This is a genomic window from Nitrospira calida, from assembly GCF_976986435.1.
In genome coordinates this window covers 1,551,156-1,574,524 of record NZ_OZ335950.1, presented here as the reverse complement: position 1 = coordinate 1,574,524, position 23,369 = coordinate 1,551,156, and the positions used below count along the sequence as shown (strand labels likewise).

General features: G+C 59.8%; 29 protein-coding genes and 1 pseudogene. 7 read left to right on the top strand and 23 right to left on the bottom strand.

Annotated features, from left to right (window positions below; all coding sequences use genetic code 11):
- Positions 1 to 151: 151 nt before the first annotated feature.
- From ACWHTU_RS07850 to ACWHTU_RS07830, 5 genes are all read right to left on the bottom strand, one after another.
- Positions 152 to 1,060, bottom strand: coding sequence for a diaminopimelate dehydrogenase (locus ACWHTU_RS07850; RefSeq protein WP_447862961.1), 909 nt, complete (start codon positions 1,058 to 1,060; stop codon positions 152 to 154).
- Between the two features lie 42 nt (positions 1,061 to 1,102).
- Positions 1,103 to 1,672: a nitroreductase family protein gene (locus ACWHTU_RS07845; RefSeq protein WP_447862959.1), complete on the bottom strand. Its 570-nt coding sequence runs from the start codon at positions 1,670 to 1,672 to the stop codon at positions 1,103 to 1,105.
- 100 nt (positions 1,673 to 1,772) lie between these two features.
- Positions 1,773 to 1,922 (bottom strand): hypothetical protein, encoded by a 150-nt coding sequence (locus tag ACWHTU_RS07840; protein WP_447862958.1) that lies wholly within the window; start codon positions 1,920 to 1,922, stop codon positions 1,773 to 1,775.
- A gap of 85 nt (positions 1,923 to 2,007) precedes the next feature.
- Positions 2,008 to 2,589: a SagB/ThcOx family dehydrogenase gene (locus ACWHTU_RS07835; protein ID WP_447862957.1), complete on the bottom strand. Its 582-nt coding sequence runs from the start codon at positions 2,587 to 2,589 to the stop codon at positions 2,008 to 2,010.
- Positions 2,590 to 2,791: 202 nt separating this feature from the next.
- Positions 2,792 to 3,013, bottom strand: coding sequence for a hypothetical protein (locus ACWHTU_RS07830; protein WP_447862955.1), 222 nt, complete (start codon positions 3,011 to 3,013; stop codon positions 2,792 to 2,794).
- A gap of 139 nt (positions 3,014 to 3,152) precedes the next feature.
- Between ACWHTU_RS07830 and ACWHTU_RS07825 the strand changes: the two genes are divergently transcribed.
- From ACWHTU_RS07825 to ACWHTU_RS07810, 4 genes are all read left to right on the top strand, one after another.
- Positions 3,153 to 3,887, top strand: a complete 735-nt coding sequence (locus ACWHTU_RS07825; RefSeq protein ID WP_447862953.1) for a hypothetical protein — start codon at positions 3,153 to 3,155, stop codon at positions 3,885 to 3,887.
- Between the two features lie 270 nt (positions 3,888 to 4,157).
- Positions 4,158 to 4,415 (top strand): hypothetical protein, encoded by a 258-nt coding sequence (locus ACWHTU_RS07820; RefSeq protein WP_447862951.1) that lies wholly within the window; start codon positions 4,158 to 4,160, stop codon positions 4,413 to 4,415.
- A gap of 89 nt (positions 4,416 to 4,504) precedes the next feature.
- On the top strand, positions 4,505 to 5,023 hold the full coding sequence (locus tag ACWHTU_RS07815) for an Hsp20/alpha crystallin family protein (protein WP_447862949.1): 519 nt from the start codon (positions 4,505 to 4,507) through the stop codon (positions 5,021 to 5,023).
- A gap of 103 nt (positions 5,024 to 5,126) precedes the next feature.
- Positions 5,127 to 5,720, top strand: a complete 594-nt coding sequence (locus ACWHTU_RS07810) for an MlaC/ttg2D family ABC transporter substrate-binding protein (protein WP_447862948.1) — start codon at positions 5,127 to 5,129, stop codon at positions 5,718 to 5,720.
- A 302-nt stretch (positions 5,721 to 6,022) separates the two neighbouring features.
- Here the strand turns inward: ACWHTU_RS07810 and ACWHTU_RS07805 are convergent, their stop codons facing one another.
- The 15 genes and pseudogenes from ACWHTU_RS07805 to ACWHTU_RS07735 all read right to left on the bottom strand — a co-directional run bounded on the left by ACWHTU_RS07805 (position 6,023) and on the right by ACWHTU_RS07735 (position 17,465).
- Positions 6,023 to 6,196, bottom strand: coding sequence for a hypothetical protein (locus ACWHTU_RS07805; protein ID WP_447862947.1), 174 nt, complete (start codon positions 6,194 to 6,196; stop codon positions 6,023 to 6,025).
- A gap of 109 nt (positions 6,197 to 6,305) precedes the next feature.
- Positions 6,306 to 7,736, bottom strand: a complete 1,431-nt coding sequence (locus ACWHTU_RS07800; protein WP_447862946.1) for an RtcB family protein — start codon at positions 7,734 to 7,736, stop codon at positions 6,306 to 6,308.
- Positions 7,737 to 7,759: 23 nt separating this feature from the next.
- Positions 7,760 to 8,206, bottom strand: coding sequence for an archease (locus ACWHTU_RS07795; RefSeq protein ID WP_447862945.1), 447 nt, complete (start codon positions 8,204 to 8,206; stop codon positions 7,760 to 7,762).
- Entirely contained in the window at positions 8,206 to 9,150 is a 945-nt protein-coding gene (locus ACWHTU_RS07790) for a ribose-phosphate diphosphokinase (RefSeq protein WP_447862943.1), read from the bottom strand. The genes ACWHTU_RS07795 and ACWHTU_RS07790 overlap by 1 nt, the downstream gene beginning before the upstream one ends.
- Before the next feature lie 320 nt (positions 9,151 to 9,470).
- Positions 9,471 to 9,587 (bottom strand): annotated as a pseudogene (locus ACWHTU_RS07785) (sigma factor-like helix-turn-helix DNA-binding protein); the annotation flags it as partial.
- Positions 9,588 to 9,599: 12 nt separating this feature from the next.
- The gene (locus ACWHTU_RS07780; RefSeq protein WP_447862942.1) at positions 9,600 to 9,896 is read right to left on the bottom strand and encodes a sigma-70 domain-containing protein; all 297 of its coding nucleotides are present in this window, start codon (positions 9,894 to 9,896) and stop codon (positions 9,600 to 9,602) included.
- A gap of 264 nt (positions 9,897 to 10,160) precedes the next feature.
- Positions 10,161 to 10,499, bottom strand: a complete 339-nt coding sequence (locus tag ACWHTU_RS07775) for a sigma-70 factor domain-containing protein (RefSeq protein WP_447862940.1) — start codon at positions 10,497 to 10,499, stop codon at positions 10,161 to 10,163.
- A 1,761-nt stretch (positions 10,500 to 12,260) separates the two neighbouring features.
- Positions 12,261 to 12,626, bottom strand: coding sequence for a c-type cytochrome (locus tag ACWHTU_RS07770; RefSeq protein WP_447862938.1), 366 nt, complete (start codon positions 12,624 to 12,626; stop codon positions 12,261 to 12,263).
- Positions 12,627 to 12,689: 63 nt separating this feature from the next.
- Positions 12,690 to 12,935 carry a YgaP family membrane protein gene (locus ACWHTU_RS07765; protein ID WP_447862937.1) on the bottom strand — a complete coding sequence of 82 codons (246 nt, stop codon included), beginning with the start codon at positions 12,933 to 12,935 and terminating at the stop codon, positions 12,690 to 12,692.
- Between the two features lie 387 nt (positions 12,936 to 13,322).
- A complete protein-coding gene (locus ACWHTU_RS07760) occupies positions 13,323 to 14,114 on the bottom strand; it encodes a hypothetical protein (protein ID WP_447862936.1) in 792 nt (263 codons plus the stop codon).
- 76 nt (positions 14,115 to 14,190) lie between these two features.
- Entirely contained in the window at positions 14,191 to 14,754 is a 564-nt protein-coding gene (locus ACWHTU_RS07755) for a BCAM0308 family protein (RefSeq protein ID WP_447862934.1), read from the bottom strand.
- Positions 14,751 to 15,623, bottom strand: a complete 873-nt coding sequence (locus tag ACWHTU_RS07750) for a L,D-transpeptidase family protein (protein ID WP_447862932.1) — start codon at positions 15,621 to 15,623, stop codon at positions 14,751 to 14,753. Before ACWHTU_RS07750 ends, ACWHTU_RS07755 begins: the two co-directional genes overlap by 4 nt.
- Positions 15,624 to 15,946: 323 nt before the next feature.
- Positions 15,947 to 16,546: a superoxide dismutase family protein gene (locus ACWHTU_RS07745; protein WP_447862930.1), complete on the bottom strand. Its 600-nt coding sequence runs from the start codon at positions 16,544 to 16,546 to the stop codon at positions 15,947 to 15,949.
- Positions 16,547 to 16,610: 64 nt separating this feature from the next.
- Positions 16,611 to 16,883, bottom strand: coding sequence for a PDZ domain-containing protein (locus ACWHTU_RS07740; protein ID WP_447863331.1), 273 nt, complete (start codon positions 16,881 to 16,883; stop codon positions 16,611 to 16,613).
- A 273-nt stretch (positions 16,884 to 17,156) separates the two neighbouring features.
- Positions 17,157 to 17,465 (bottom strand): hypothetical protein, encoded by a 309-nt coding sequence (locus ACWHTU_RS07735; protein WP_447862928.1) that lies wholly within the window; start codon positions 17,463 to 17,465, stop codon positions 17,157 to 17,159.
- A 392-nt stretch (positions 17,466 to 17,857) separates the two neighbouring features.
- On the opposite strand from ACWHTU_RS07735, the gene ACWHTU_RS07730 reads away from it, so the two are divergent.
- Positions 17,858 to 18,370, top strand: coding sequence for a hypothetical protein (locus ACWHTU_RS07730; RefSeq protein ID WP_447862927.1), 513 nt, complete (start codon positions 17,858 to 17,860; stop codon positions 18,368 to 18,370).
- 193 nt (positions 18,371 to 18,563) lie between these two features.
- A complete protein-coding gene (locus ACWHTU_RS07725; protein ID WP_447862925.1) occupies positions 18,564 to 19,025 on the top strand; it encodes a hypothetical protein in 462 nt (153 codons plus the stop codon).
- Between the two features lie 403 nt (positions 19,026 to 19,428).
- On the opposite strand, the gene ACWHTU_RS07720 is transcribed toward ACWHTU_RS07725, so the two are convergent.
- Positions 19,429 to 20,235, bottom strand: a complete 807-nt coding sequence (locus ACWHTU_RS07720; RefSeq protein ID WP_447862923.1) for a TrmH family RNA methyltransferase — start codon at positions 20,233 to 20,235, stop codon at positions 19,429 to 19,431.
- A gap of 126 nt (positions 20,236 to 20,361) precedes the next feature.
- On the bottom strand, positions 20,362 to 20,703 hold the full coding sequence (locus tag ACWHTU_RS07715) for a hypothetical protein (RefSeq protein WP_447862922.1): 342 nt from the start codon (positions 20,701 to 20,703) through the stop codon (positions 20,362 to 20,364).
- A 183-nt stretch (positions 20,704 to 20,886) separates the two neighbouring features.
- On the opposite strand from ACWHTU_RS07715, the gene ACWHTU_RS07710 reads away from it, so the two are divergent.
- Positions 20,887 to 21,360, top strand: a complete 474-nt coding sequence (locus ACWHTU_RS07710) for a helix-turn-helix domain-containing protein (RefSeq protein ID WP_447862920.1) — start codon at positions 20,887 to 20,889, stop codon at positions 21,358 to 21,360.
- A 5-nt stretch (positions 21,361 to 21,365) separates the two neighbouring features.
- Here the strand turns inward: ACWHTU_RS07710 and ACWHTU_RS07705 are convergent, their stop codons facing one another.
- Complete coding sequence (locus ACWHTU_RS07705) at positions 21,366 to 23,363, bottom strand: OPT family oligopeptide transporter (RefSeq protein WP_447862919.1); 1,998 nt, start codon at positions 23,361 to 23,363, stop codon at positions 21,366 to 21,368.
- Positions 23,364 to 23,369 lie beyond the last annotated feature (6 nt).

The window sequence follows — 23,369 nt, the reverse complement described above, 5'->3', positions numbered from 1 at the left end:
ATAACCGCTCGGACCGCATGCGGAAAAGACCATTTGCCAGTCAGGACAAGCACCAGAAGCTTGAAGGAGCTTATGGCCGCGCTCACAGGATCGAATGGGGCATCAAGGAACAAAAGGGGGCTGACCCCTTATTTATCTTTCGAGGGCTGCTTCATAGCCACTCCCGCTCAGCCTTCTCGGAACCGCTGCCCCACATCGCGCTAACCGGCACATCCAGCAGAGAGTATGCACCGGGTTTGAGACGTGGCAGGGCGCGGGCCGCGGCCACCATGATCTGCGCGGTCAACACGGACTCATCGAAGCGGGCTTCCAGCAAAAACTGCTGATGGCCAAGCTGCCTCGGCGCACCTCGTCGCTCCAGCACCACACCTCGCCCCTCCTGTTCAAGCGCCGCCACGCTTTCCACGGGAAAGACGAACGTCTCCTCGCCGAGGAACAACGGATCGGCGCGAATCGCTTGCGCCACCCGATCTTCGTTCGCGCCTTTTTCCAGCTCCACGTAAACATAGCGTTGCAGCTTCCCTTCCCCCGTACGCCGTTCGGCGCAAAGCGCATCCTTCACCCCGGCTACCTTCTGAACCATCGTCGTATGGTGGAGACTGATTCCGGTGCGGTGCCGGGTTTCCGTGGAACCGCCCGGGGCCATCAACGCAAAGAGGGCCCGAAAGAGGGACAGGGCGCCGGGATCCCAGCCAGCTCCCACCACGGCCGGCACTCCATGATGGAGCGCCACGCGGTGAACCACCTCCTTGTGAGCGTGCAGGGATCCTCCGTGAAGCGTCGCACAGTCAACCACAGGCACACCCTGCTGGAGACACGCCTGGTCGGCCGCCACAGCCTCCATGGTCGGCACGCAGATAAGCGCCCCGTGCAAGTCCGGGATCTGCGCGATCTGCGAGACGACTGGGATATTTCGAAATCTCTCCGGCAGCGGGCAGCCCATGCTCTCAGGGCGTCGAACAACTCCGGCGAGGGCCAGATCGTGGCTCTCGTGGATAACTTCCGCACAGGCCTTGCCCACTCGTCCGAACCCTATTATCGCGAGGCGCAACCGTTTCATATACTTCTGCTTGTCCCCAACACGACCGGAGCAGATACGCCGTCACAGCGACTCTCTCCAAAACAATATCTCTGGTGCCTTTCGCTCAACCGGCGCCGTCTCTCCCTTTGGATATCCAACAACCAGCGGAAAGACCGGCGCATACTGATCCGCAATGCCCATGTCTCGTTTGACCCTGGCTTGATTCAACCGGGGTCGCGCCAATCCGATCGGACATGTGCCCAGACCCATGGCGTGTGCGGCCAGCATCAGATTTTGCGCGGCGAGGCAACAATCTTCCGCACCATTGTGCGCATCCGCTCTTGCACAGATGATGACGAGGGTCCCCGCCTGATGGAAAACGTGGTAATTGGTGTCAGAGAGGAGCTCGCGATACTTTTCCAGAGGCGAGCCAGGCTTGAGGCGCCTCAGCACGTAGGCCTTGATGCGCTCGGAATATTGCGTGAGAAGCTTCGTGTTCTGAATCACGCCGAACGCCCACGGCTGCTCGTTCATCGAACTGGGGGCTTGAACGGCGGCCTTGATCAGAGTCTCGATGGTCGCCCTATCCACTTTCTGATCAGTGTAGGCGCGCACGGAGCGCCGATGATAGATGGCCTCCATCACTTCCATATGACAACCTTCCTTCATGTCCGCGCTAACCGAAGCTCCCCCAGAGGTCGCAGTGACTCTGGTAGTTCCTGTTTCATCGCTGTTCGAATAACGTCATTTCTCACTCGTCGCTCAGCGCGTCGTACCGCAAGATATACAGGCCTCCGTCATCGCCCTGGACCTTGAAATACCGGTGGTCGCGGCCCGACCACCAATCAAGCACCTCTAGCACCTCGATCCGGCGGTCGCCGACAAAAAATGCGCGCGGCATAGCCTCCCCTCGATGGTCCGAGACGCATTCCACACGAACAGTCAATCGCGGATCCAGGCCCATACGGTCGAACTGGAGGCTTTTTCTAACTTCTCCCAATCGGCAGGAGATAGAGGGGCTGTTCTTGTGGGCCGAGCGTCAAGGTCTCCGCCACCCGCGCATCGTCGAAGGCCCCGATCGCGACCGTGCCCACAGGCAGAGCCCCCGCTTGGAGATAGACATTCTGGGCAGCATGGCCCGCCTCCATATGGACGTACCTGACACCTCGCTGGCCATACTTCCCGGTGACCCGCGCATAGACTGCGCACATCACCAGGATGGCAGGCGCCTGCGTGATCGCAGTCTGATCGAGGGCCGCACGGCCGAGCGCCAGACGCAGGTCACCTTTGGCAAGCCGAAGGAGAGCATGTTCATGCGGGCGGTAGCGATAAAGCCCAATGGAGAGTCCCTGGACATTCCCTGCAAGGACATACACTTCCAGCGGGTACAGCGCGCCCGCGGATGGCGCGGTCCGCAACCCGCTTTGGTCGGTGACACCCTGCACTGCCCAGAGCAGTTGGCCAAGGTCATCAAGCGTCAGCGGCGCGTCTGAAAATTGTCTGACGGATCGCCGCTTGAGCAACGCCTGCTCAACTGAGATGGCGCTCGCATATCGGGGTTTCGGCACCGGCACCTTCTCATCCACGCAGGCCAACCTTTCTCAAAGAGGACACCTTCGTCACATCGTTCGAACCCGCTAACAGCAGGACCTGCCTCGGGTTGCCCGCTCCATCCACCGGATTTGCTCCGCCGCCTCCCCTGTCGCTTTCAACGGGACGCTACCTTACAAACGAGATGAGCACGGCCGTAGCCGCCATTGATGGGCCGACCTACCAAAGCCCAAAACTCACATCCTTGAAAGGGATCGATTCCCACTGCTCGGTTTCCACATCCAGGATTGCGATCGCTTCGGAGGAAGGCAGGATTCTCATCCCCTTGGGGCAAACCCAGAGATCGGACTTCAGCGACTTGAAGTAGAGGTGTGGCCGGACCTGGGCATAGTCTCGCTCATGGAATAACTCGAGCAGGCGCAATGCCTCACTCAATGTCATCGGTGGTCCTCCTTTCCTATGCCTCAACAAGGTTCTCAGGAATAGTAAGGTGAAGCAAGAGCAATGCCCCCACGTGGTGAGGGACTCGAGGTCCTTGGGACATCCCTATCACCTTCCCCACAGACACAGCGCGTAGCTTGTGGCAGATTTCCCCAAGGAGGAAGATTTTCAGACTCCAGGTTGGCTACTGGATGGCTTTACAACAGCGCTCACTGGTTTGCCAGTGGAACCCTTCTTTAAGCAAACCGACTCTGAGCAACTGGCGTCCTTCTTGCGTCAGGGTATCCCGGGGCATCGCGATGGCTTCGCTGACTCGTATGGAAGAATTGGAGGTGGCGCCATGTCTAACGCCCATCGTTCTGTGGCCGGGTTATGGCTATCCATTCTCAGTTTCACGTGCCTCTTGCTCTTTGGCTGCGTCACACCAAGGGATCTCCAGGAGATCCGGACCGACGTCAGCAACCAGCTTTCCGTGCTGCGAACCGACATCGCACAGGTCCGCCAGGGACTTGAAACGACCAAGGCAGATGTCGCTCTCTTGAGGTCCCTCGGCATGGTAGTGGACGCAATGAAAGGGCGCCTCGATGGGATCCAAACCACCGTGCAAGGCCTCCAAACCGAATCGGAATCTCACCGTACCGCGATCAGTACAATCCGCGGCGATTTTCGAGAGTTCAAAGTGGCCCATGAAGCCGTGGCAAAAGAAACCGACCGCCTCCGGGGGGTCGTGGGGTCGCTCGAACAAGGCATGATCTTCCAGCTCCAAGTTGAGGTCAACTTGGCTCGCGATCGCATCAAACAACTTGAACAAATCATCGAGAACTTGCAGAGGCAAACGCCGCCGAAAGAAGGCGCTTCGCAGCCCAAGCTGTGAGCGAGACTTGCGAACCCTCAAGAAGAGCCTTTCGCGTCTCTGTAGCAATGAAGCATCTGGCTTTGCGGATTTTGGCAACAGTTGCACCCTTATAAGCTGCCCCGAATTGCCCCATTGTTCGCCACCGTTGAGCCATCCGGCATCTTTGCTGAACCCAGACAACCGTCTAATGTTCTAGTAAATCGTCCGTCTTAGTTCGTTGCACATCAACGTGGCATTGCTCATGCACGCTCTCGCTGTCGTCGAGCATCTTCTTCAAATGAGGCATTCATGCCGAACCAGAACGGTGTGGCTCATTGGATCATGGAAATCATTCTTCGCTCTCAGGACTGCCTGCTCGAGGAAGTGGTCCTCCAATGTCCGGACCTCACCTGGAATCAGGTATTCCTCACGGTGGATCATCTCAGTCGAAGCGGTGAGGTGCGACCGATGCCGAAAGGACCAAGTGTCTATACTCTTCGCCTTTCCAATCAGGCGTCGGCCGTCCTCGCGCCAGGCGACGACGTGGAGGGTCGCGAGGCGAGGTGAGGGATGGTGGCGGACATGGAGAGGCAGAATTCTGACGAACCGATTACCGGGTACAACACCAAGAACAGTCAGCGCAAGGATGAGGCACTATGGCACAAGTCACGACCAAAGAGAAGGAAACTACAGCGGTGACCGTGCACAGGCCCACGGAAATCCTGCCTCGGAGGAGCGACATCGACCGTTGGTTTGATCGCCTGTTCGAAGACTTCTGGCGACGGCCTTTTCCAAGCCTCTGGCGATCGGAACGGTGGTGGCCGTTCGACGCGGACATCACGCGCGGGCCAGCGCCAGCGGTTGACGTCTATGAGAACAAAGACGAGGTGGTTCTCAAGGCGGAAGTCCCGGGCCTTTCGAAAGAGGATCTTCACGTGGAGATCTCAGGCTCCGCCCTGACGATCAAGGGAGAGAAAAAACAGGAAGAAGACGTGGAAGAAGAGGATTACTATTGTTGCGAACGGTCCTATGGGACCTTCTCGCGAACCGTCGAGTTGCCCTGCGAAGTGAAAGCGAAGGAGGCTAAGGCCTCGCTCAAAAACGGGGTCTTGGAGATCCGTCTGCCAAAGACGGAGGAGGCCAAGACCAGGAGCATTCCCGTCAAGATTGACTAGGCTGGAAAACCTTTTCAACTGACCGCGCATGACGACGGTGGTACCGGATGGCGACATATGCGAAGTGGTCGCACGCGCGTCTTTGTTGCGAGAGAAGGTGGCGATGACAGTCGTGGGCGGACTGCTTCTTATGGTAGGACTGGCCACGGCCTCCTTCCCCGAATCGCCCACCGAAGTGGTCCGAGGTACCATCAACGAAGTCATCCGGATTCTCGAGGATCCAACGTTGAACGCGCCTAGCCTACGGAAACCGCGGCGGAGACTCCTCGAAGAAGTCATCGGGAGCCGGTTCGATTACGAGGAAATGTCGAAACGGACTCTCGGCGCCTATTGGCACCAATTGAACGGCGCGGAGCAAGCAGAATTCGTCAAGCTGTTCAAGGCCTTTCTCTCAGATCGATACGCCTCGAAAATCGAGGGATATTCCGGCGAACAGGTCGCCTATCTGTCGGAGCGGACTGAAGGTGCCTATGCTGAGGTGCGAACTAAGTTGGTATCGAGCAAAGTGGAAATTCCGATGGACTATCGGCTGATCGCCAAGGCCGGCAGGTGGTATGCCTACGACGTCATCGTGGACGGCATCTCCCTCGTGAAAAATTACCGGAGCCAGTTCACCGGCATCATCCGTTCCTCCTCCTATGCCGAACTGGTCCGAAGGCTGAAGGAGCGGTCGGAGATCGCCGCAAACCACTCATGAAGACGATCCGGCCAGCGCTGCATATCGCGCTCGAGAGCGTACGTCACTTCGCCCCAAAACGCGAAATCCCTACTCCTTATTACAGTATATCGATCGATCCCGCGAAAATGCCTGTGGCGGCCAGCATGTGAGAACACGCATCTCGTCCCTGATGACGGAGATTTCCCACCGGAACTGTTGGGCCAGGTCCGCATAATGGGACTGTTCCGCCGCGGCGATAATCCGATTCCCGACCCGCCACACCGGTTCAATTTCGTGAGGGTCGTGCGAGAACCATATCTAGGGGGGTCCTGAAAAACCTGTCAACAGGCCTGGTTCCCAAAGTCCTGTTCGTCGCTCTGGGGCAAGAGCAAGAATTGCCACCGCTGCGGGTAGGGAGTCGCGGCGCAGCCGACCATCAGCAACACGATCCAACGCGCAAGCCAGGCTAGCGTCACGACGAAGTAGAATCGCCATTGGGCGGTTCCGCGTTTCATCGGTACCCCCAACCGGACAGCCGTTCTGGCTTTCTCAACGAGAACACTGCCTTTTCTCTCGCCATCAACAGAAACACGTCCCACTTGAGCGGTAGTGCCGGAGACTCCGCTACCCCTTGATGCAGATGAGCGGTTCCAGCCTCGCCACCTTGCGGGCCAGTTTCGCGCGATCCGCCGCGTCCACCACTTCGCTGACATCTTTGTAGGCACCCGGCGCCTCCTCGGCCACGCCGCGGAAAGACGGGCTGCGGATCAGAATGCCCCGCTCGCCCAGTTCGCGAATCACGTCCCGGCCGTGCCATTTTCGTACGGCATGATGCCGGCTCATGCTACGACCAGCCCCATGACACGCGGACCCGAAGGCCAGCGCCATGCTCTCGCGCGTGCCTACTAGCACGTAGGAGGCAGTTCCCATCGTCCCCCCGATCAGGACCGGCTGGCCGACCGCCCGCAGAGAGGGTGGAATATCCGGATGCCCGGGCCCGAAGGCCCGCGTTGCGCCCTTGCGATGGACGAAGAGACGCCTTGGTGTTCCGTCGATAACATGTTCTTCCTCTTTGCACGTGTTGTGCGATACGTCGTACAACAACGTGAGGGCGACTTGCGGCAGCACGTCGGCGAACGCCTGCCGGACCAGGTGGGTGAGAATCTGGCGATTTGCGAGGGCGCAATTGATGGCCGCGCGCATCGCTCCAAGGTATTCCTGCCCGACCTCCGAATTGATCGGCGCGCAGGCCAGTTCGCGATCCGGCAGCGCGATGTTGTAGCGGGCCGCGCTGATCGCCATCCTTTTCAGGAACTCCGTCCCGATCTGATGTCCCAGTCCCCGCGAGCCGCAATGAATGCTGACTACGATGTCCCCTTCCTGAAGGCCGAAGACCGACGCGGCGTCGGGCGCGTAGATTTTCACCACGTGCTGCACTTCGAGGTAATGGTTGCCTGAGCCGAGCGTGCCCATCTCATCCTGTTGACGCTTCTTGGCGTGGTCCGACACATATACCGGCTTGGCTCCCGCCATGCACCCGTGTTCCTCTATGCACTCCAAGTCGGTTGACGACCCATAGCCCTGTTCCACGGCCCACCGAGCGCCCCCAGTCAGCATGGCATCCATGGCGCTTCGGTCCAGGTGCACTTTACCCGTGCTGCCCACACCAGCCGGAATCCGCTGGAACAGGACTTCCGCCAATTGTTCCTTCACCGGCTGAAGGTCCTCGGTCACAAGTCTGGTTCGAAGCAGCCGGACCCCGCAGGAGATGTCGAACCCCACGCCGCCGGCGGAGACGACGCCCCCGGTATCGGGATCGAACGCGGCAACCCCGCCGATGGGAAACCCATAGCCCCAGTGTGCGTCGGGCATCGCGTAGGAGGCGCTGACAATACCCGGCAGGGTCGCCACATTGACGACCTGCTCGTAGACCTTGTCGTCCATGTCCCGAATCAACTGCTCCGTGGCATAGATCACCCCCGGTACCCGCATTTTGCCGGTGGGAGGAATCTGCCATTCGAAGTGTCCATGCTGTTTCAGCAAACTGAGATTCATAACGCCCCTATGAGTCACGCAGGCTAGACGTCCACCACGCACTGCGCAATCCAGTCGCCCTTTTGGTCCTGTTTGACCAGAAGACCCGTGTAAGTCGCCCCTTTGACCTCCGCAGCCGGCTGATGCCTGGCGACCTCGACCGGTTCTCCCCACGCCGTGGCATGCAATGATCGGCCGTTGAGCCGGACCTCAAACCGACTGAACAGCATCTTCCTAGTGGCCATTTCGTAGACCAGCGCATTCAGCCAGTCGACGAGCAGCAATTCGTCATCCGGAGCCTCACAGTGCACCGCGACCGGCTGCTTCGGGGCCACCCGAGCTGGATCGGTGATCACCGCCGTCATGGCCAAGGCCGCACCTTCAAATGCGGCCTCCTTCGTCGAACCGATCCCTCGAACGCCCATATCGGCCTGGTGAGAGAAGTGCTCCCAGTTGGGGTTTATTGTCTCGGGGTTGGAACATTCGGCCATTAGTCTCCCCGGTACAGATCGCTCAGCGACCGATGTTCGAGAAACCGTTTCAGCGCGCCGGCAATGACCGGCGCAATTGAAATACTTTGCAACTGCGGCCAATCTCTGATCGGTTGGAAGACCGTGTCCGTGATCGCGATGGTTTTCACCGCGTCCTGCGCAAGTTTCTGACGCGCGCCCGCCAGCAGTAGTCCATGAGTGGCCGCAATCGTGAGTTCCTGGCGCGCGCCGGCTTTGAGCAGCGCCTCAATGGCGGACGCAATCGTGCCGCCGGTCGAGATCATATCGTCGACAATGAGGCAGGTCTTGCCGCCAACATCACCGACGAGATGCGTCACGTGGGTTCCCGTCGCGCTGTCCCGGCGCTTGTGCAGCACGGCCACCGTGCCGTTCAGGCGATGGGCGTAGTCAGTCGCCATGCGCAGCGCCCCAACATCCGGCGCCACGACCACGACCCCCTGCGGCAGCTCCTCGCGCAAGAAGGTCGCCAGCCGCGGAACAGCCGTCAGCGTGTCAACAGGAATCCGAAAGAATCCTTCGATCTGCGGCGCGTGAAGATCCACCGTCACCAGATGATCAATCCCGACCGTTTCCAGCACATCCGCGACCATCCGACCCGTGATCGGCTCGCGACGCCTATGCCGCTTGTCCGAACGCGCGTAGCCCAAATAGGGCACCACCGCCGTGATGCGCGCAGCCGCCGCCCGTCGACAGGCATCCGCCAGGGCCAGCAGTTCCACGAGATGATCATTGACGGGGGGCGAGAGCGGCTGTATGAGAAAGACTTCTTTTCGCCGCACTGATTCCTGGAGTTGGACAGAAATTTCCCCATCGGGAAAGCGTTCGATCGCACAGGCGCCTGGAAGCAGGCCCAGATCCGCCGCGACCGCCGCCGCCAATTCAGGGTTGGCCGTTCCCGCCAAGACGACAAACTCTCTCGACATGTGTCTGGACTCCTTCCTGATAAAGGCTGGTGTTTCCGCCCTCCCATGATCGATCCGAGGCATTTATCAGCCGGCCTTCTGCTCTTCACGTCCCGAACGGCCTCTTCGACCCTCACCAAGCACCGCAGTTTGACCTCGTAACGAGCGGACAAGGCCTTGAGACTCGGGCTCCTGCCACGCATTTTCCGGCCAACCGGCCACCTCAATCTTCACGACGACTGGAAGAGGGGGATAGAGCCGCTTGATCTCGGAGAGCAATTCCGCAAGTCCTTCGCCAACAAAGTTGTCCCCCAAAGACCGCCGCGTCAAACCGAATCTCCCTAGGTATAGCCGAGGCTGGCGCGTATCTCTTTCATCCCGCGAGCTTTCAATCTCTTCAGCGCCTGTTCTTCAATCTGCCGGATCCGCTCCCGCGAAACAGAGAATCGCTGGCCAAGCTGATCGAGGGTCTAAGAACGGCTTTGCCCGATTCCAAAGTACATCCGGAGAATCGTCTGCTCCCGATGGCTGAGCCGTTGACTGAGGAGTGAATCCGGCATGCTCGCTTCCGCGTCAGCGATGAACTCGCCAAGCCGGGTCTTACCCTCCCCTCTCGAGGCCTCCAGCGAGATCGGCTGCTGGAACACCCGCATAATCTCATGCACCTTGCGGCGCCCCGCATTGAGTTCCCGTGCAATCTCCTCCGCCCGGGCTTCTCGTCTGAACCGTTGGGCTAACCGGTCCGACGCCCGCGTCAGCCGACGCATAGCTTCCGTCACATGCACGGGAATCCGAATCGTGCGGGATTGATCCGCCACAGCGCGGGTTATGGCCTGGCGGATCCACTACGTTGCACACGTGCTGAACGTGAAACCTTTCTGATGCTGAAAGCGCTCGGTCGCCTTCATGAGACGATATTGCCTTCCTGGATCAGATCCAACAAGGCCAACCCGCCTCCGGCGTACCGCTTGGCAATTCAACCACCAGTCGAAGATTGGCGCGAATAAGTTCTTCCCTTGCCTCTTCCAAGATCACGCGTGATCGGCGCACCTGTTCACCGCATTGTTCAAGGAGCCTGACGTCAGCAATGCAAGACGGCTCTCGAGCTTTTGCAAGCAAGATGACGGGGCAGGCTCGGCCTTGTCTATAACCGGAGCGGGCAGGCCATTAGCCTCGCCTATCTCATGTAACTGCTCGGCCGCTTTTCGGATCTGTCCACTCCACCCCAGGCGCCTCGCAATCAGGACGGCATCCTGGAGCGCGGCCCGAACGGCCCTCGTGCCATAATCGATCCGCTCTGCCAGCGCGACTTCTTGCTCTCGCGTCAGCAGCGGCCGGTCGCCTAGGATTCGCAAATACCGATCCGTCAAGTCGGTAGAAGAACGACATCTTCTCTCCTCAGACGGCGATCCGCTTCCTTCCGCGGACGGGCCCGTTGGACTCCGTCCTGTTCACGTTCCAGAAGCCCAAAGAGACCGTCGGTATCCATGTCATCGTCATCGGACCCGCCATCGAGAACGCCCTCCTGTCTTCGATTTCGCCGCTCCTGGAATAACGGTGCTTGCATGTGCACGGTCTTCCCTTGAGGCTATGCTCCTCAACCGGACGCCCTGGTTCAAACTCCCGTTCTACGAACGGCAAGTTCCTCCTCTCTGACATATTGCCTTAGCCGCAACCCCGGCAGAGTCCAAGAGCAGTACACGCACAGGGTGGACAGATCATTCGCCTCGTTCATCTGGCAATGCTCGCAGAGACCAGGACAATCCCTCGGCCCCAGACCCCACCGGCAGACTGCCCCATGAGCCGCGCCACCGCCGCGACGCCCCGACAACCGTCGAAAGTCCCTCCGGGCGCTGGAGCGATGAACAACCAGGCGAGGTCTACACAGGGCTGTGGTGATGAACCATAGGGAAGTGCAAGCAAGCGAAGCACAGCTCATCATGATGAGGGCGAGCATTCTCATGATAGATCCTTCCCGCACCGCCGCCTCCGTGCATGGCTCTTCGTGAGCGTACAGAGGCGCCTTACGAGTTCAGCCCTCCGCACAGCGGCGGAGCCAATCGCTCCATTGCTGGCTAATAACGGGACAGGCCGGAACGAACGACGGCGGGCACTATGCTGCCAGGCCTGTCATTCCGCTGTCTTGGAGGCTGAAGGCCGCCTGGTATAAGTTCGAACCGGCGCGGCCCGGCTTTCGTCGGTCGACTGTCACGGATGCTCATCGAGTGCAGGTCAACGGTTGTCCCGCACACGACACAGCACCATCCTCTCTGGCTCTGCGTTCGATCTCCCACGGTCAATGCAGGTAATCGGACAAGCATCATCAAGTGGCCACAGTGCTCGAACTGCCGGGTTGTCGTTTGTGTGGCCTGTGCGTATTTTGCGTTCATTGTCTCCTCCCTATGCCTTTCTCTTCCTCGGTGCAGCAGAGCGACGGTTGTGGTTAAAAAATGAGGGGCGCGGCCGTTCTGTTTTGGCGATGCGTTCCCTCTCTTCTCTCAACACAAGGCGTTTCAGCATGAACAATGCCAGCCGTGTCCGCGGCAGACCACGGGAACAAACAGCCCTGCGAATGGGTCACTTAGAACAACGCTGGGCTGCGCCCCGAGAAGCAGAGTATGAACGGTCTAATTAGCGGTGTGGTGTTTCAGGTCAGTAACCGCAGGGTCCGTTGTAGCTTAATGCCCCAGAACAGACGAAAAGCATCGGAGGCTTGGCGTTGGCCACAACGGCGCGGACAGTGGAAACCGCTTCGAGGATTGAGTCGGGAAGCTTCGCCGAGTTGTGCACACGCGTCTCGGTCTTATGAACTGGTGCAGGATATTTGCTCTCCGTTCTCCCCATGAAGGAGCCGGGGTATATGAGGCGGGTGACGAGGAGGGTTGCAGGCCAACAACAGCATTGACAAGCCCACGATGATGGGTAACATCAGATCGCGCCACCACGTATCTGGCTCCTTGGTGATCCAGCCGTGGGCAGGTCGCAAGGCCTCACGCTGTGTGCAGTGATCGTGTACGCTCATCGTAACGAACACAGGCTTGCGCACGAGCGATTCTTCCCACCTCTCCGACATCCGGCGGACTTTGGCTTCGGCACGATTTATGGGCACCGCTTCTCTCTCGCCCCTGTTATCACAAATGCGGCATGGCGGGCGCCAAGGCCCGGATGTATTCGATGACGTCCATCATCTCCTCGTCCGTCAGCCGGCCGCGCCAGGCATGCATCGGACTGAAGAGTACGCCGTTGGAGATGGCGATGAGTAGCTCGAAGTCGCTGCGGGCACGAGATCGCGGCGCATGAAAATCGGCCGGGCGGACGATCAGGTCGTGCGCGTCCGGCCCATCGCCATTGCCCATCCTGCCGTGACACCGGAGGCAATGCTCCCTGTAGATCGCCTCTCCTCGATCAGGATGTCCAGGCCTCACCTGCGCCGCAAGCCATGAACTGGACAGAACTACGGCGAGCACGCCGATAGTGAGAACAAAAGTTTTGAACATCGCGTCCTCTCCGCCTGTGACTTGGTTATCCGTGAGTTGGAGAGCCCTGACGGAGTCCTCCTCTCAACGGCGCTCCGGCGCATCGGCACGGGGTCCCGATACGTCCGGCTCTTGTTTCATGCTCATTCGCGCGAGCACATGCTTCACAGGACAATACCCCACCGCACCAGAGACCACGGCCAGCAATCCGACGGTCTCCGCTATTTCTTCGGCCCAAAACGGAATGGATAGGGTGATGCCGAGAACCATTAGAACGAGTCCGCTGACAATTCTGATCCAGCGTTCCACGGTTCCCACATTCCGTATCATGGCACTTGCCTTCACCGGCCTCGCATTCGAGCCAAGGGTTGCGAAAACAGAGAGCAGATCGCTCAGAGACCGCGGCTGACAGCCCTAGACGCAACCGTTTTGCACTTCCTTATAGGTATTCGTTGAGAAGCGCAAACCCGATGCCAGGAAAATGCCTTGTCAGAGCCGACCACATTCGATGGGAAGATGGGAGAATTTCCGGCTGATGGCCAGTCCTCCCTGAAAAAGGGCACCGGTCGATGGGGTATTTCGGGCCGGAGTACACGCAAGCTCTGTCGCCAAATGCTACAACATAGGCCCGCAAGTCTCACGCATCGCTTCGGACGGTAGTGGTGATACCCCTTCAGGAGTGCCTCCTCAAGAGGGTGGACCGTCCGGTTATCTCCCTCACCGCTCGCGCTCGCCATTGCCGATGTCCGGGCCGACTCTGCCGGTGGTGCCAATTTCAACGCCTGTCGGCGGCGTCTGCCCGATTGCCTTGCCCGTTGGGGGAATCACGCCGATCTCCGGCCCTGTCGGCGGGACGGAGCCAGTCTCTGCCCCCGTCGATGGCACCACGCCGATCTCCGGACCGTGCGGGGGTGTCACCCCGATCTCCATACCTGTCAGTGGACCTGCCGGCCGGCGTGCAGGCTTGATCGCTTGGATGAACGCCTCCAGTTCGGCCCGTTGGTGCCGTCGTTCGTTCCAGGCCGTGAGGAAATCAAGCGAGAGCAGTCGCGCCTCGGCTGCATGGATTTCTTTCAACCGCTGCGCGATCCGGTCGAGATCGTCTCTGGCCCGCACGACCTGCGTCACAATACTCGTAAACGTGAGGCCCCGCGTTCTCATCAGAGACATGAAGAGATCAGGCGGAATGGCCTTGAGTAAGTCGTTGGCCTGTTCGGCTAGGTCCTCGGCTTCTTCGATCGACGTCACTTCGGTGGCGCAACAGTCGAGGAACCACCGGTAACGCTCCAGAAACTCCGAGACGTGGTGAAGGAAGGCCTCGGGCGGAAAGGGACGATGTGGTGAACGCGATGTCCGTTCAGTCTCCTTGACCAGCGGCACACAGCCCGATTCCAGCGTCTCGCTGTAGCGTTGGTCGACGGGATGATCCGGACACCAATAGACGGCCGGCGCCGACCAGCCACGGTTCACGACCCACAGCATAATCACCATCGTCGACAACACTAGCATTGGCGACCGTCTTCGCCCCAACCCCATACTCAACACCGTCCTTCTGCCTATCGACTTGTCGTCACCCGGTCGATCTTCACACCTTCCGCTTCGCCGCCTGCGACCGGGATCGGGCTGCAGATTCCGGTCCAACCCACTCGACCCGCAGCATCATGTCCTTATGCGCCCAGCGATAGGACGCCTTCCCGCCGAACGCCCGGACCAGCTCACGTCCAATCCGTTGGGCCAACTGGTCGCTCGTGGTCTGAACCTCCATCTCGCGCTTGTTGAAGGTAACGATTTTCATCACGCGCGCCAAGGGATTCACCGCCAATGCACGGGCTTCTTCATTCGAAATCAGCCCGCGGACCTCGGCCTCGTGCTTGTCCAGATCAGGCCACCGGAGTGTGACGATGCCCTCGGGATAGGCATCGCGGATTTTCCGGCAGGCCGGGCAGAGCATCGTTCGGGTCCCGGCTGAGGCGCTGAGCCTGGCAAACTCCGCCTCATCGAACATCCAGCGTTTCTTCGCAAAGACCGCGTGACACTCGGGGCAGATCAGAGGGCCCCGCGGCGCCCTGAGTATCGCATATGGATCCTGCTTCGCCTTCTCTCGCTCCTTGTATGATGTGGTATAGCGTTGCCCCCGTCTGGTACTCATGCGTGGTATCCCTTCCTGCTGACCCGCCGACCCAGCCTCGTTTCCAGTGAGACCACCTCGGCCATTCGGGTAGGCTTCATCAGCGCCACAGTAACTCGATGCCAGTCCACAGGCACGTCCAAGTTCCACAAGACCGCCTCTACTTCGGAGAGACGCGGCCGTTTCATCCCGTACACATCCGGGTGAACCTCTATGTATACCCGCCCGGCATAGACCGCGATCTTCACCGGCTCATACATCAATTCTCCCGGCATACCCACCGCAACCAGGGAGACGAGCGCCCGAATGTCGTCGGGATGCAGACGGATGCAGCCGTGGCTTTGATACTGGCCGATGCTGGACGGAGCGATCGTGCCATGGATGCCATAACCGGGAATCGAGAGTCCCAACCAGAACTCCCCCAAGGGATTCTCCGGGCCGGGCGGCACTCGCGTCAAGACGCTGCGCCCTTCGGCTTCCATTTCCTGCTGAATCGACCGCGGCACTTCCCAGACGGGATGACGTTCTTTTGAAACGATCCTGAAAGCTCCAGTCGGCGTCTGCCATCGGCCCGGCTTGCCGAGTCCGACACCGGCATGAAAGATCAAGCGTCCGCGCTCGAAACAGTAGAGCATCGCTTCCGGCAGGTTGATCACGACGCCGCTCTCCCTGACCGCCGGAACGATACGCCTCGTCTCGATCAAGAGCCGCCGGCCGGGATAGAGGCGGTCCGGATTCCGCAAGCCGTTGACCTGTGCAACCACCCTCCAGTCTGCTCCATACCGACCGGCAATCGCCAGCACCGTATCGCCTTGCCGAACCTGATAGTCTACCGTGTGCTCAATGACCTCCGTGAAAATCGGGACAGTTCCGTCTCCCCATCGCGACACGGCGCCCGTTCACTCCATAATTCCGAAGCACCCATGGCAATGATCCTTGGACCGACAGACGCCGGCGAATCATCGTTGCCCGACGCCTTGGTCCTGCGCTTCCGTGTGCAATTCGCGGAGGCTGACAACGCAGTCCACGAGAGCGCAAGGACAATGCCAGCAAGCAACGGTCCGGCATTAGAACAAAAGGCCGTATGCCCAGGTGTTAGGCTGAACGATCGATGGTCCGGAGTAGGGCGAACCTTGATCGGTGGGGCGTTTCAGGCCAGGACATGGGTGCGCCCTTGTCGCCAAATGCCACAGCAGCAGGGAATTCCTTCCGGTTATTTTCTCTCGATCACGCCGCAGGCAATTCGCGGTCCTCCCGGTGCATCCTTGTGTGGCGGATCAGGCAGATACCGGTCCTCAAATTCGTGGATGACGAGGGCGCTCCCATCATGATCAAAGACCGAGTTCAGACCCAGCGACAAGGTGATGCGGCTGGTTACGGTGAGCAGCGATCCCCTCCGTTCCCCGTTCGGCAGCTCGATCACCAGGAGATTCGGCAAATCGCCGAGATGGTACGGATGATTCTCCAGCCCCGGACTCACATTGGCGTTGGGATTCACGGCCGGATCCACGTTCCCATCGAAGTGCCCCTTCGCGGCCGACAAGGGTTCGCATTGGCCCGTCTCATGAATGTGGATGGCATGGCGCCCGGGAGTCAGCTTGCTGGCGGATGTCCCGGCCAGCGTAAGCAGGAGCCGTACACGACCTTCTCGTTCTTCGGTCAACGTAGCCTCCCCGAAGATCCCCGGCCCGCGGATAGTGGCCTTGGCGTGAAACGGCACTGGATGGTCGCCTGTGTAGTAGTACTGCGCGCATCCACCCAGCGCAAGCACTCCGATTGTCGCAATCGTCACGCCTATCTTCAGCCGACCCATTTGGACGATTGACTCGAGCTCTTCGCCAACGACGATGAGCTGTCCATGCTTGGCTATCTGCTTGTCACTTCGGTTTTACCGGACGAAAGATCGTGGCCTTGTCTTGCTGGACCAGGAGAAGCACCAAAGCGCGGGGCTTCAGTTTATCGACGAACCGCTCGAAGTCCTCGACCGTGCGCACCCGTTTGCGGTTGAGATCCCGGATGATGTCCCCTTGCTGGAGTCCGGACAGATCCACCGAACTGCCGGGTTCCATTTCAGTGACCACCACGCCACCCCCAATCTTGAGGCGTTTGAGATCTTCCGGTGCATGGGGCTCGACACCGACCCCGGCCAGCGCATGCTCACTGCGCTCGTTCTCGCCCAGCCCGCGCGCCTGGGCGACGGTCTTTGCAATTCTCCGATGGTGATCTGCATTTCTTGCGTTTCCTTGTCTCTGAGGATGGAGACGGTGACCACCGTACCAGAGCGGTATCAGCCACCATGCTGCGCAGGCGAATAGGATCTCTCACCTCAACACGGTTGTATGCTGTGATAATGTCGCCGCGCCCGGTTTCGCGTTCGCCGCAGGACTTCCTTCCATCACATCGCTGATCAACACACCGTTGGCCTACGGTACACCAAATTCTTTGGCCAGATCCTCGATCAATTCCTTGATAGACACCCCAAGCCAACCACGGACAACCTTGCCGTGCTTGATTAGACTGACCATCACGCTCCGGACCATATTGCTCGGAATAGCAAACCCGATTCCCATGTAGTTGCCGGTGCGCGTGAAGATCGTCGTATTGCTACCAACGTGTTCTCCGTTCAGATCGGCTACCTCCGCGCCCCCCCTGATTCCTGGTGAGATCCGGACAGGCTTCGATGAGTTCCTCGAACAAGCAACCTGTTCTGATCTGGCCACTAACGCTTTCATAATCGACTCGACCGCCCTCGATTCTCTTGCCACGGTCCTCCTGTCATGACCCTTGAACAATCTCGGGTGTCAGAGGAGCTGTGCAGATGGAATGCCAGAAGAATGGGATGCTCATCCCCATGTTGTTCTGTGGGAGGCCACTCTGACAAGGAGATGAGCGAATCGCGATAATGGCTTATGACCTTACTGGGGAATTCTGATACAGAAGCACATGCGAGCTTGTGGCTGAACGCCACACACGGTCTGCTCTTGGTCAACCAGTCTCTGACAAAACCTGCGCATACAATTCAAGACCCTGGAAGCCGCGCCTGTTGGCACACAAGATGCTTCATCAACGCACGCGACATCACCACGGATAACAGAACCATGCATTCCAACCAAGGAGGTGGGTCATGAGACTTCGTGTGCACCGATTCGTTGCGTGGGGCATTCCCGTCACGGCGGCGATCATGGTTATGGGGCTTCCATTCAAGTCGGTTTCTGCAGTCGAGCAAGCGTCGATCGAAGCGCCACCGATCAAAGTTGAGGTGGAGATCCGGGAAACAGAAAAAGGCTTCAATCCTGAAAAAGGCAACACCCCGGCCATTTACACCACCACCGGTGTGCCGACCACAATCGTGGTCCGCAACAAAGACCACGTGACTCATGGCTTCACGTCTCGATTGTTCAAGGAAGTCCCGGTCCGGATGGAGGGACAGGGCACCGAGCTCAGAGGAAAAGACTTCAAGTCCTTCCACTTGGAGCCCGGGAAGACGATGACGCTCCATTTCACAGCGTCCTCAAAAGAACATCCTATGACCGGTCAGCCCGAGACGCAATGGTATCTGTTCTGGTGTGATCTGCACCCCGAAGCCAAGGGGGAACTCTATATCGTCGAAAGTCGTGGCGAAATCGGCGGCGGATGATCGGTCTTGGACGTCGCGTGCAGCAGATCGGCCTCATTCCCTATAAGAACATCTCAGGCCAGGGAGCCCTGGTGTGGGAGGTCACATCCACACCGGGGGCTTCCGGTTATAAAATAGTAATTAGTCGCCCGAGCGGACGCTCATGGTTTCGTCCTGACACGACATCGACCGAACTTCACCGATCTGGTGAGACATGAACAGGTCGACCGGCCGCACAATCCAACTTTTGCCCCTGTTCCTGATCGTCTGGACTGTGCTTAATTCCCAGACCGGCAGGCCGGAGACATTCCAGTTCACGGCTCAAGAGTTGGCGAATCAACAAGCGACTTGGTCTCCTGGCGAGGTGACGATTCGCAGGAACCGTGATCCACAAGATGAATTAGTGTTTGTCCTCGTGAACCCCACCAAGCGCACACACGCCTTCGAGTCTCCCGGCTTGCTGGAGTTGGCCATCGATGACCAAGATGGGCCCCTTGCCAGGCCGTTACGAGTCACGGTTGCGCCAGGAGAGAGCCTGCAAATCAGAGTTGGGGTTGCACAAGGGGAGCGGGAGCCCGATCCGGCTTGCACGACGGCCGGCGAGTGTTATCGGTTTTACTGTCCTCTGCACCGAGGCGACAACGATCCAGGCGGTATTATCCGTGTGATACCCTAGCGGCTCCCCTGCCAGACGTTTCTCGCGAGCACCTGCCCGGTTCCAGGCCTTTCCGACACCCCCCGCTGATGCGGTTCGGATTTACTCACCACGAAGAAACCGCCGATGCGAGCACGTGACCGAGATGGGAGCAGGGCGAGGACTGCCGGCTATTAGGCAGTCCGGCAGAAACGTTCAGCCGGTTAGCGCCGCCTCTCCTTATTGGAGCTACCACGGGATGTGACTTCAGTTGCGCCGGGGAGGACCACTCCGCATTCCTTACCGAAATCGATACGGTTCGTACGGCCTTGCCGATCGACTTGAAGTTCGAAGAGAGGATCTTCAGTCTGCGGAATAGATAAAGCTTTTTGCTTTCGCCGAGAACACGGACGGTGTCAGCATACGACCGCGCGGACCGCTGATCTCAGCGCCGGTAAGGTGGAAGTCCGGTGAAATAGAACGCCGCGATGGCGACGGCCGCCGCCACATTGAGGGATTCGACGCCACGCTCAAGGGGGATGTAAAAACGGATCGCGGCAAGGTTCAGCGTCGCCTCGGAGAGCCCTCGGCTTTCGTTTCCCACCGCCAGCACCGCGCGTGCAGGCAACTCGCGGATCTCCCGAATCGCCTTCGCCCGCCGATCGTGCGGCTCGGCGGCTAGCACGGCGCAGCCGCGGTCGCGAAACCAGGAGGGATCGTTTCGACGGAAAATCGGCAATCGCAGCAAGGTCCCGGCCGTGGCGCGAACGACCTTGGGATTAAACGGATCGGCCGAATCGACAGTCAGCCAGACGGCGCTCAGGCCCATCGCCGCCGCCGTGCGAATGATCGCGCCGACATTGGCCGGGTCTTGCAGTTGCTCCCCGAAGAGACCCAGCATGAGCGGTTGGGCCAGCACCGTCTCTTCATCCCACTTCGGTTTGCGGACCACGGCCAGAATCCCCTGGGCCTGTTCCACATCGGAGAGTTTCTCGAACGTCGTCTCGCGGCAGACATACCGGCCTACCTCACGTCGTTCTAGCGCCCGTTCAAGCCTCGGCCGTTGCTTGTGCAGAAACGCCGGCGTGACAACCAGCACTTTGACCGCCGAGGCGCGTGAACGAAGCACTTCGAACACCGACTTGGCACCTTCCAGGACGAAGGCCTGTTCGGCCTCGCGCGCCTCCTTGTGATGGAGCAGGTCGCGGATCAGAGAGGCTGTAGCGGCGGGTAAGGAAGGAAAGTCGCGCATGTCACGCCGGTCCGGCTCACCGCGGGTGCGGCCGCGCGTTCTGAACAGACTACGACCTTTCTCGTTTCGCGCTTAAGCTTGCGCAAGAAACAGAGCGTGGGGAGGAAATCCAATGCCGGACCGAAGTTACTTTCGTTTTCGACCGGAGGAGACTTCGGCCGTCCGCAACCGCTGCGCCCTGGCTTTGGCCCGCCTCAATTCGTTGAGCTTGCCTCGGGTACGGTCCCGCTCTATCCGCAATTGCTCGAGCTGCGCGCGGAGGTGCGCTTTTTCCTGTTTGTGCAGGTCGGCGCACTCGGCGCGCGACAGGTTGATCCAGTCGCCGCTGCTCCGAGCCCGCCTGATTCGCTGATCCAAAGACTCGCGCAATTGCTTGCTACGCATGGACATAAGCGACTTCAACGCCTGCTGCCGGCGCTGCACTTCTTCTTCTTCGGCGAGAATGCCGCGGATGTCAGTGCCAAGCATCGAGTGTGCCTCCTATAGCCTGCCACAGTGAACCAAAATAACGGCGTATTTTACCCTATATCGCCCCCTCCTCGCCAGTTTTCGCAAGCCATTGTAATTCCAGCGCCATGATCCTTTGGACATGAAAAATCATGTCCACCGCGGCGGTTGCCTGAGGCCGGGCATTCACAGTATGATCGCAGCATGTCGATTGGCTCCCATCTGCAGGCCTGGCGGCTTTACCGAGGCCAAGCGGCTGACGTCTTGGCCCGGAACGCTGATCTTCCGGTTGCGACCGTCGAGGCGATCGAAGCGGGCGAACTGGACCCTTTGGTCTCGACACTGGAAGCGCTGGCCACCGCGCTCAAGGTTCCCGTTCCCTGGCTGTTCGGCAATCCGAAGGATTTTGAGTTGCTTTTCGAGCGGTCGGAGGAAGAAGGTGAAGGAGAGAGGCCGTTGCAACTCGACGGCGTTGATCCGGTTACGGAGAGAATTGTGTTCGGATCGCGCTGCGACCGATCACTCTACGCACTCCTGACGGCGTTGATCCAGAATGGCAACCCTAAGCTGCTGCGTGCCGCCGAGGTCAGCCTCCGCAGTTTGGTGAAACAATCCAGGCAGGCCGCCGTCCCCTGGCAGTCCCGTCCGCCCGGGCACTTCGAACCGCCCTCCGACTGAGCCGTTTATCGTCTTGACCCAGCCGTCGTTCCCGCTCCATAGAGCAAGATCGCCACGCCCGTCAGCGCCAGCACGCCCGGCCACGCACCCATCGGGGGAAGAGCAAAGAGCTGAAAAGGATCGGCGCTCACGTCCGGCCACAGTCCGCTCACCGCGATCGGGAACGCCAAGAAAATGCCCATGAGCGCTTCGCCGGTCACCAAGCCGGCGGCAAAGAGGACGCCTTGTGGAGAGGCAGGGTCGCCCGCTGCGGCTTCCCGTCTCCGCGCCAACTCTCCGATCACCCCACCCACCACGATGGCTGCGGATAACTTGAGTGGCAGGTAGATCCCTAGCGCCACCGCCAGCACAGGCAAGCGGAACGCGGCACCACGCGCTGCCAGCCGCCGATCGAACCAAATCACGAGCGAGCCGATGATCATACCGCCGCCCACAAGCGTCCACGGCAAACCTTCTCCGAAGACGCCTCGCGCCAGGCTTGCCATCAACATGGCCTGCGGCGCGCTCAAAGGGTGCGGATGTTCCACCGTCGGATCACCGATCCCGTATTTCCTCTGTAACAACGAAAGAACAGGCGCGATCACCACGGCAGCCGTCGCAACCCCGACGATCTGCATGATCTGCTGTTTCCACGGCGTCGAGCCGACCAAATGCCCGGTTTTCAGATCCTGCAGGTTGTCCCCACCCATCGCGGCCGCGCAACAGACCACAGCCCCGATCAACAAGGTCGCGGCGGGGCCAGCCGGGTGACCCCGGCCCATGATGGCCACGAGCAAGAGCGAGGCGAGCATGATGGTGGCGATCGTCACACCCGACACAGGATTGCTGGAACTACCCACTAACCCGGCCATATAGGCTGCGACCGACGAAAAGAGAAACGCCGCCGCGACCATCACCAGCGTCATGCCCGACGCCACAATGAGGTCCTTGACCACCGCGCGATAGATGAACCACATCGGTACGACAGCGCCTACCAACGCGAGGACGATCCAGGGAAGCGAGGCGTCCCGCTCAGTTCGCGGTTGGCGAACAGCCGCTGGGCTGTGCGTCTTGCCGATGTCGGCGACGGCCTTCGACAACCGTCCGTAGGATTCGGCCAGCCGGCTCACGCTCTGGAGAATCGGGGTCCGGATCTGAATCAAGGTCCACACACCGCCGACCAGCATCGCTCCGATGCCGATGTAGCGAATGCGGGTGCTCCAGAGCGTCCGGGCCGTGGCTAGACCGTCCGCACTCTGCGGCATTTCCGCCACTGTGCCGTACAGGGGAAGCAGAATCAGCCATCCGATCGCGCCGCCCAGAAAGACGACCGCTGCGGTCCGGAGGCCGATGATGAACCCGACCGCCAGCAAGGCTGGCGACAAGTTGATCCCGGCGTAGAGCACCGTCCGTCCGACTCGCCACGCTCCTTCTGCCGCCTCCGTCCAGAGCCGTACGCCGCTTTCGGCGAATTTCACGGCCCCGCCGACCGCCGCCGCTGCGGCCAAGGTTCGAAAGCCCGACGTCGCCGTCCGATCCCAGCCGGTCCCCACCTTCAAAACCTCGGCGGTAGCTATTCCCTCCGGAAAGGTCAGCCGCGCCCCGACTATAAGCGCCCGCCGCAGCGGAATTGTGAAGACGACACCGAGCAAGCCGCCGACGAAGGACACGGCGACCGTCTGCCAGTAGTCGAAGACCCGCCAATAGCCGATTAAGAGGAGCGCGGGAATAGTGAAGATCACGCCGGCCGCCAGGGCTTCTCCGGACGAGGCCGCCGTCTGAACGATGTTGTTCTCCAAAATGTTGGAGCGGCGGAAACAGCGCAGGACCGCCATCGACACGACGGCAGCGGGGATCGACGCAGAAACCGTCATCCCGGCGAACAGTCCCAGGTAGGCGTTGGCTCCGGCCAGAATGGCCGCCAGGACAACCGAGAGGACGAGCGCTTTGATCGTAATCTCGGGCAGGACCGTCGAAGCTGGCACGACCGGCCCGGCGCCTTGTTTTTCCTGTAACGGCAGCATCGACAC

Excerpts from the sequence above, each read along its gene's own strand:
- ACWHTU_RS07850 (WP_447862961.1), bottom strand. The coding sequence starts at position 1,060 with ATGAAACGGTTGCGCCTCGCGATAATAGGGTTCGGACGAGTGGGCAAG.
- ACWHTU_RS07715 (WP_447862922.1), bottom strand. The coding sequence starts at position 20,703 with ATGCTTGGCACTGACATCCGCGGCATTCTCGCCGAAGAAGAAGAAGTG.
- ACWHTU_RS07800 (WP_447862946.1), bottom strand. The coding sequence starts at position 7,736 with ATGAATCTCAGTTTGCTGAAACAGCATGGACACTTCGAATGGCAGATT.
- ACWHTU_RS07730 (WP_447862927.1), top strand. The coding sequence starts at position 17,858 with ATGAGACTTCGTGTGCACCGATTCGTTGCGTGGGGCATTCCCGTCACG.
- ACWHTU_RS07770 (WP_447862938.1), bottom strand. The coding sequence starts at position 12,626 with ATGTTCAAAACTTTTGTTCTCACTATCGGCGTGCTCGCCGTAGTTCTG.
- ACWHTU_RS07845 (WP_447862959.1), bottom strand. The coding sequence starts at position 1,672 with ATGGAAGTGATGGAGGCCATCTATCATCGGCGCTCCGTGCGCGCCTAC.
- ACWHTU_RS07755 (WP_447862934.1), bottom strand. The coding sequence starts at position 14,754 with ATGAGTACCAGACGGGGGCAACGCTATACCACATCATACAAGGAGCGA.
- ACWHTU_RS07830 (WP_447862955.1), bottom strand. The coding sequence starts at position 3,013 with ATGACATTGAGTGAGGCATTGCGCCTGCTCGAGTTATTCCATGAGCGA.
- ACWHTU_RS07705 (WP_447862919.1), bottom strand. The coding sequence starts at position 23,363 with ATGCTGCCGTTACAGGAAAAACAAGGCGCCGGGCCGGTCGTGCCAGCT.
- ACWHTU_RS07805 (WP_447862947.1), bottom strand. The coding sequence starts at position 6,196 with ATGAAACGCGGAACCGCCCAATGGCGATTCTACTTCGTCGTGACGCTA.
- ACWHTU_RS07760 (WP_447862936.1), bottom strand. The coding sequence starts at position 14,114 with ATGCTAGTGTTGTCGACGATGGTGATTATGCTGTGGGTCGTGAACCGT.
- ACWHTU_RS07795 (WP_447862945.1), bottom strand. The coding sequence starts at position 8,206 with ATGGCCGAATGTTCCAACCCCGAGACAATAAACCCCAACTGGGAGCAC.
- ACWHTU_RS07820 (WP_447862951.1), top strand. The coding sequence starts at position 4,158 with ATGCCGAACCAGAACGGTGTGGCTCATTGGATCATGGAAATCATTCTT.
- ACWHTU_RS07720 (WP_447862923.1), bottom strand. The coding sequence starts at position 20,235 with ATGCGCGACTTTCCTTCCTTACCCGCCGCTACAGCCTCTCTGATCCGC.
- ACWHTU_RS07815 (WP_447862949.1), top strand. The coding sequence starts at position 4,505 with ATGGCACAAGTCACGACCAAAGAGAAGGAAACTACAGCGGTGACCGTG.
- ACWHTU_RS07780 (WP_447862942.1), bottom strand. The coding sequence starts at position 9,896 with ATGCGTCGGCTGACGCGGGCGTCGGACCGGTTAGCCCAACGGTTCAGA.
- ACWHTU_RS07765 (WP_447862937.1), bottom strand. The coding sequence starts at position 12,935 with ATGATACGGAATGTGGGAACCGTGGAACGCTGGATCAGAATTGTCAGC.
- ACWHTU_RS07840 (WP_447862958.1), bottom strand. The coding sequence starts at position 1,922 with ATGCCGCGCGCATTTTTTGTCGGCGACCGCCGGATCGAGGTGCTAGAG.
- ACWHTU_RS07725 (WP_447862925.1), top strand. The coding sequence starts at position 18,564 with ATGAACAGGTCGACCGGCCGCACAATCCAACTTTTGCCCCTGTTCCTG.
- ACWHTU_RS07710 (WP_447862920.1), top strand. The coding sequence starts at position 20,887 with ATGTCGATTGGCTCCCATCTGCAGGCCTGGCGGCTTTACCGAGGCCAA.
- ACWHTU_RS07745 (WP_447862930.1), bottom strand. The coding sequence starts at position 16,546 with ATGGGTCGGCTGAAGATAGGCGTGACGATTGCGACAATCGGAGTGCTT.
- ACWHTU_RS07810 (WP_447862948.1), top strand. The coding sequence starts at position 5,127 with ATGACAGTCGTGGGCGGACTGCTTCTTATGGTAGGACTGGCCACGGCC.
- ACWHTU_RS07735 (WP_447862928.1), bottom strand. The coding sequence starts at position 17,465 with ATGAAAGCGTTAGTGGCCAGATCAGAACAGGTTGCTTGTTCGAGGAAC.
- ACWHTU_RS07790 (WP_447862943.1), bottom strand. The coding sequence starts at position 9,150 with ATGTCGAGAGAGTTTGTCGTCTTGGCGGGAACGGCCAACCCTGAATTG.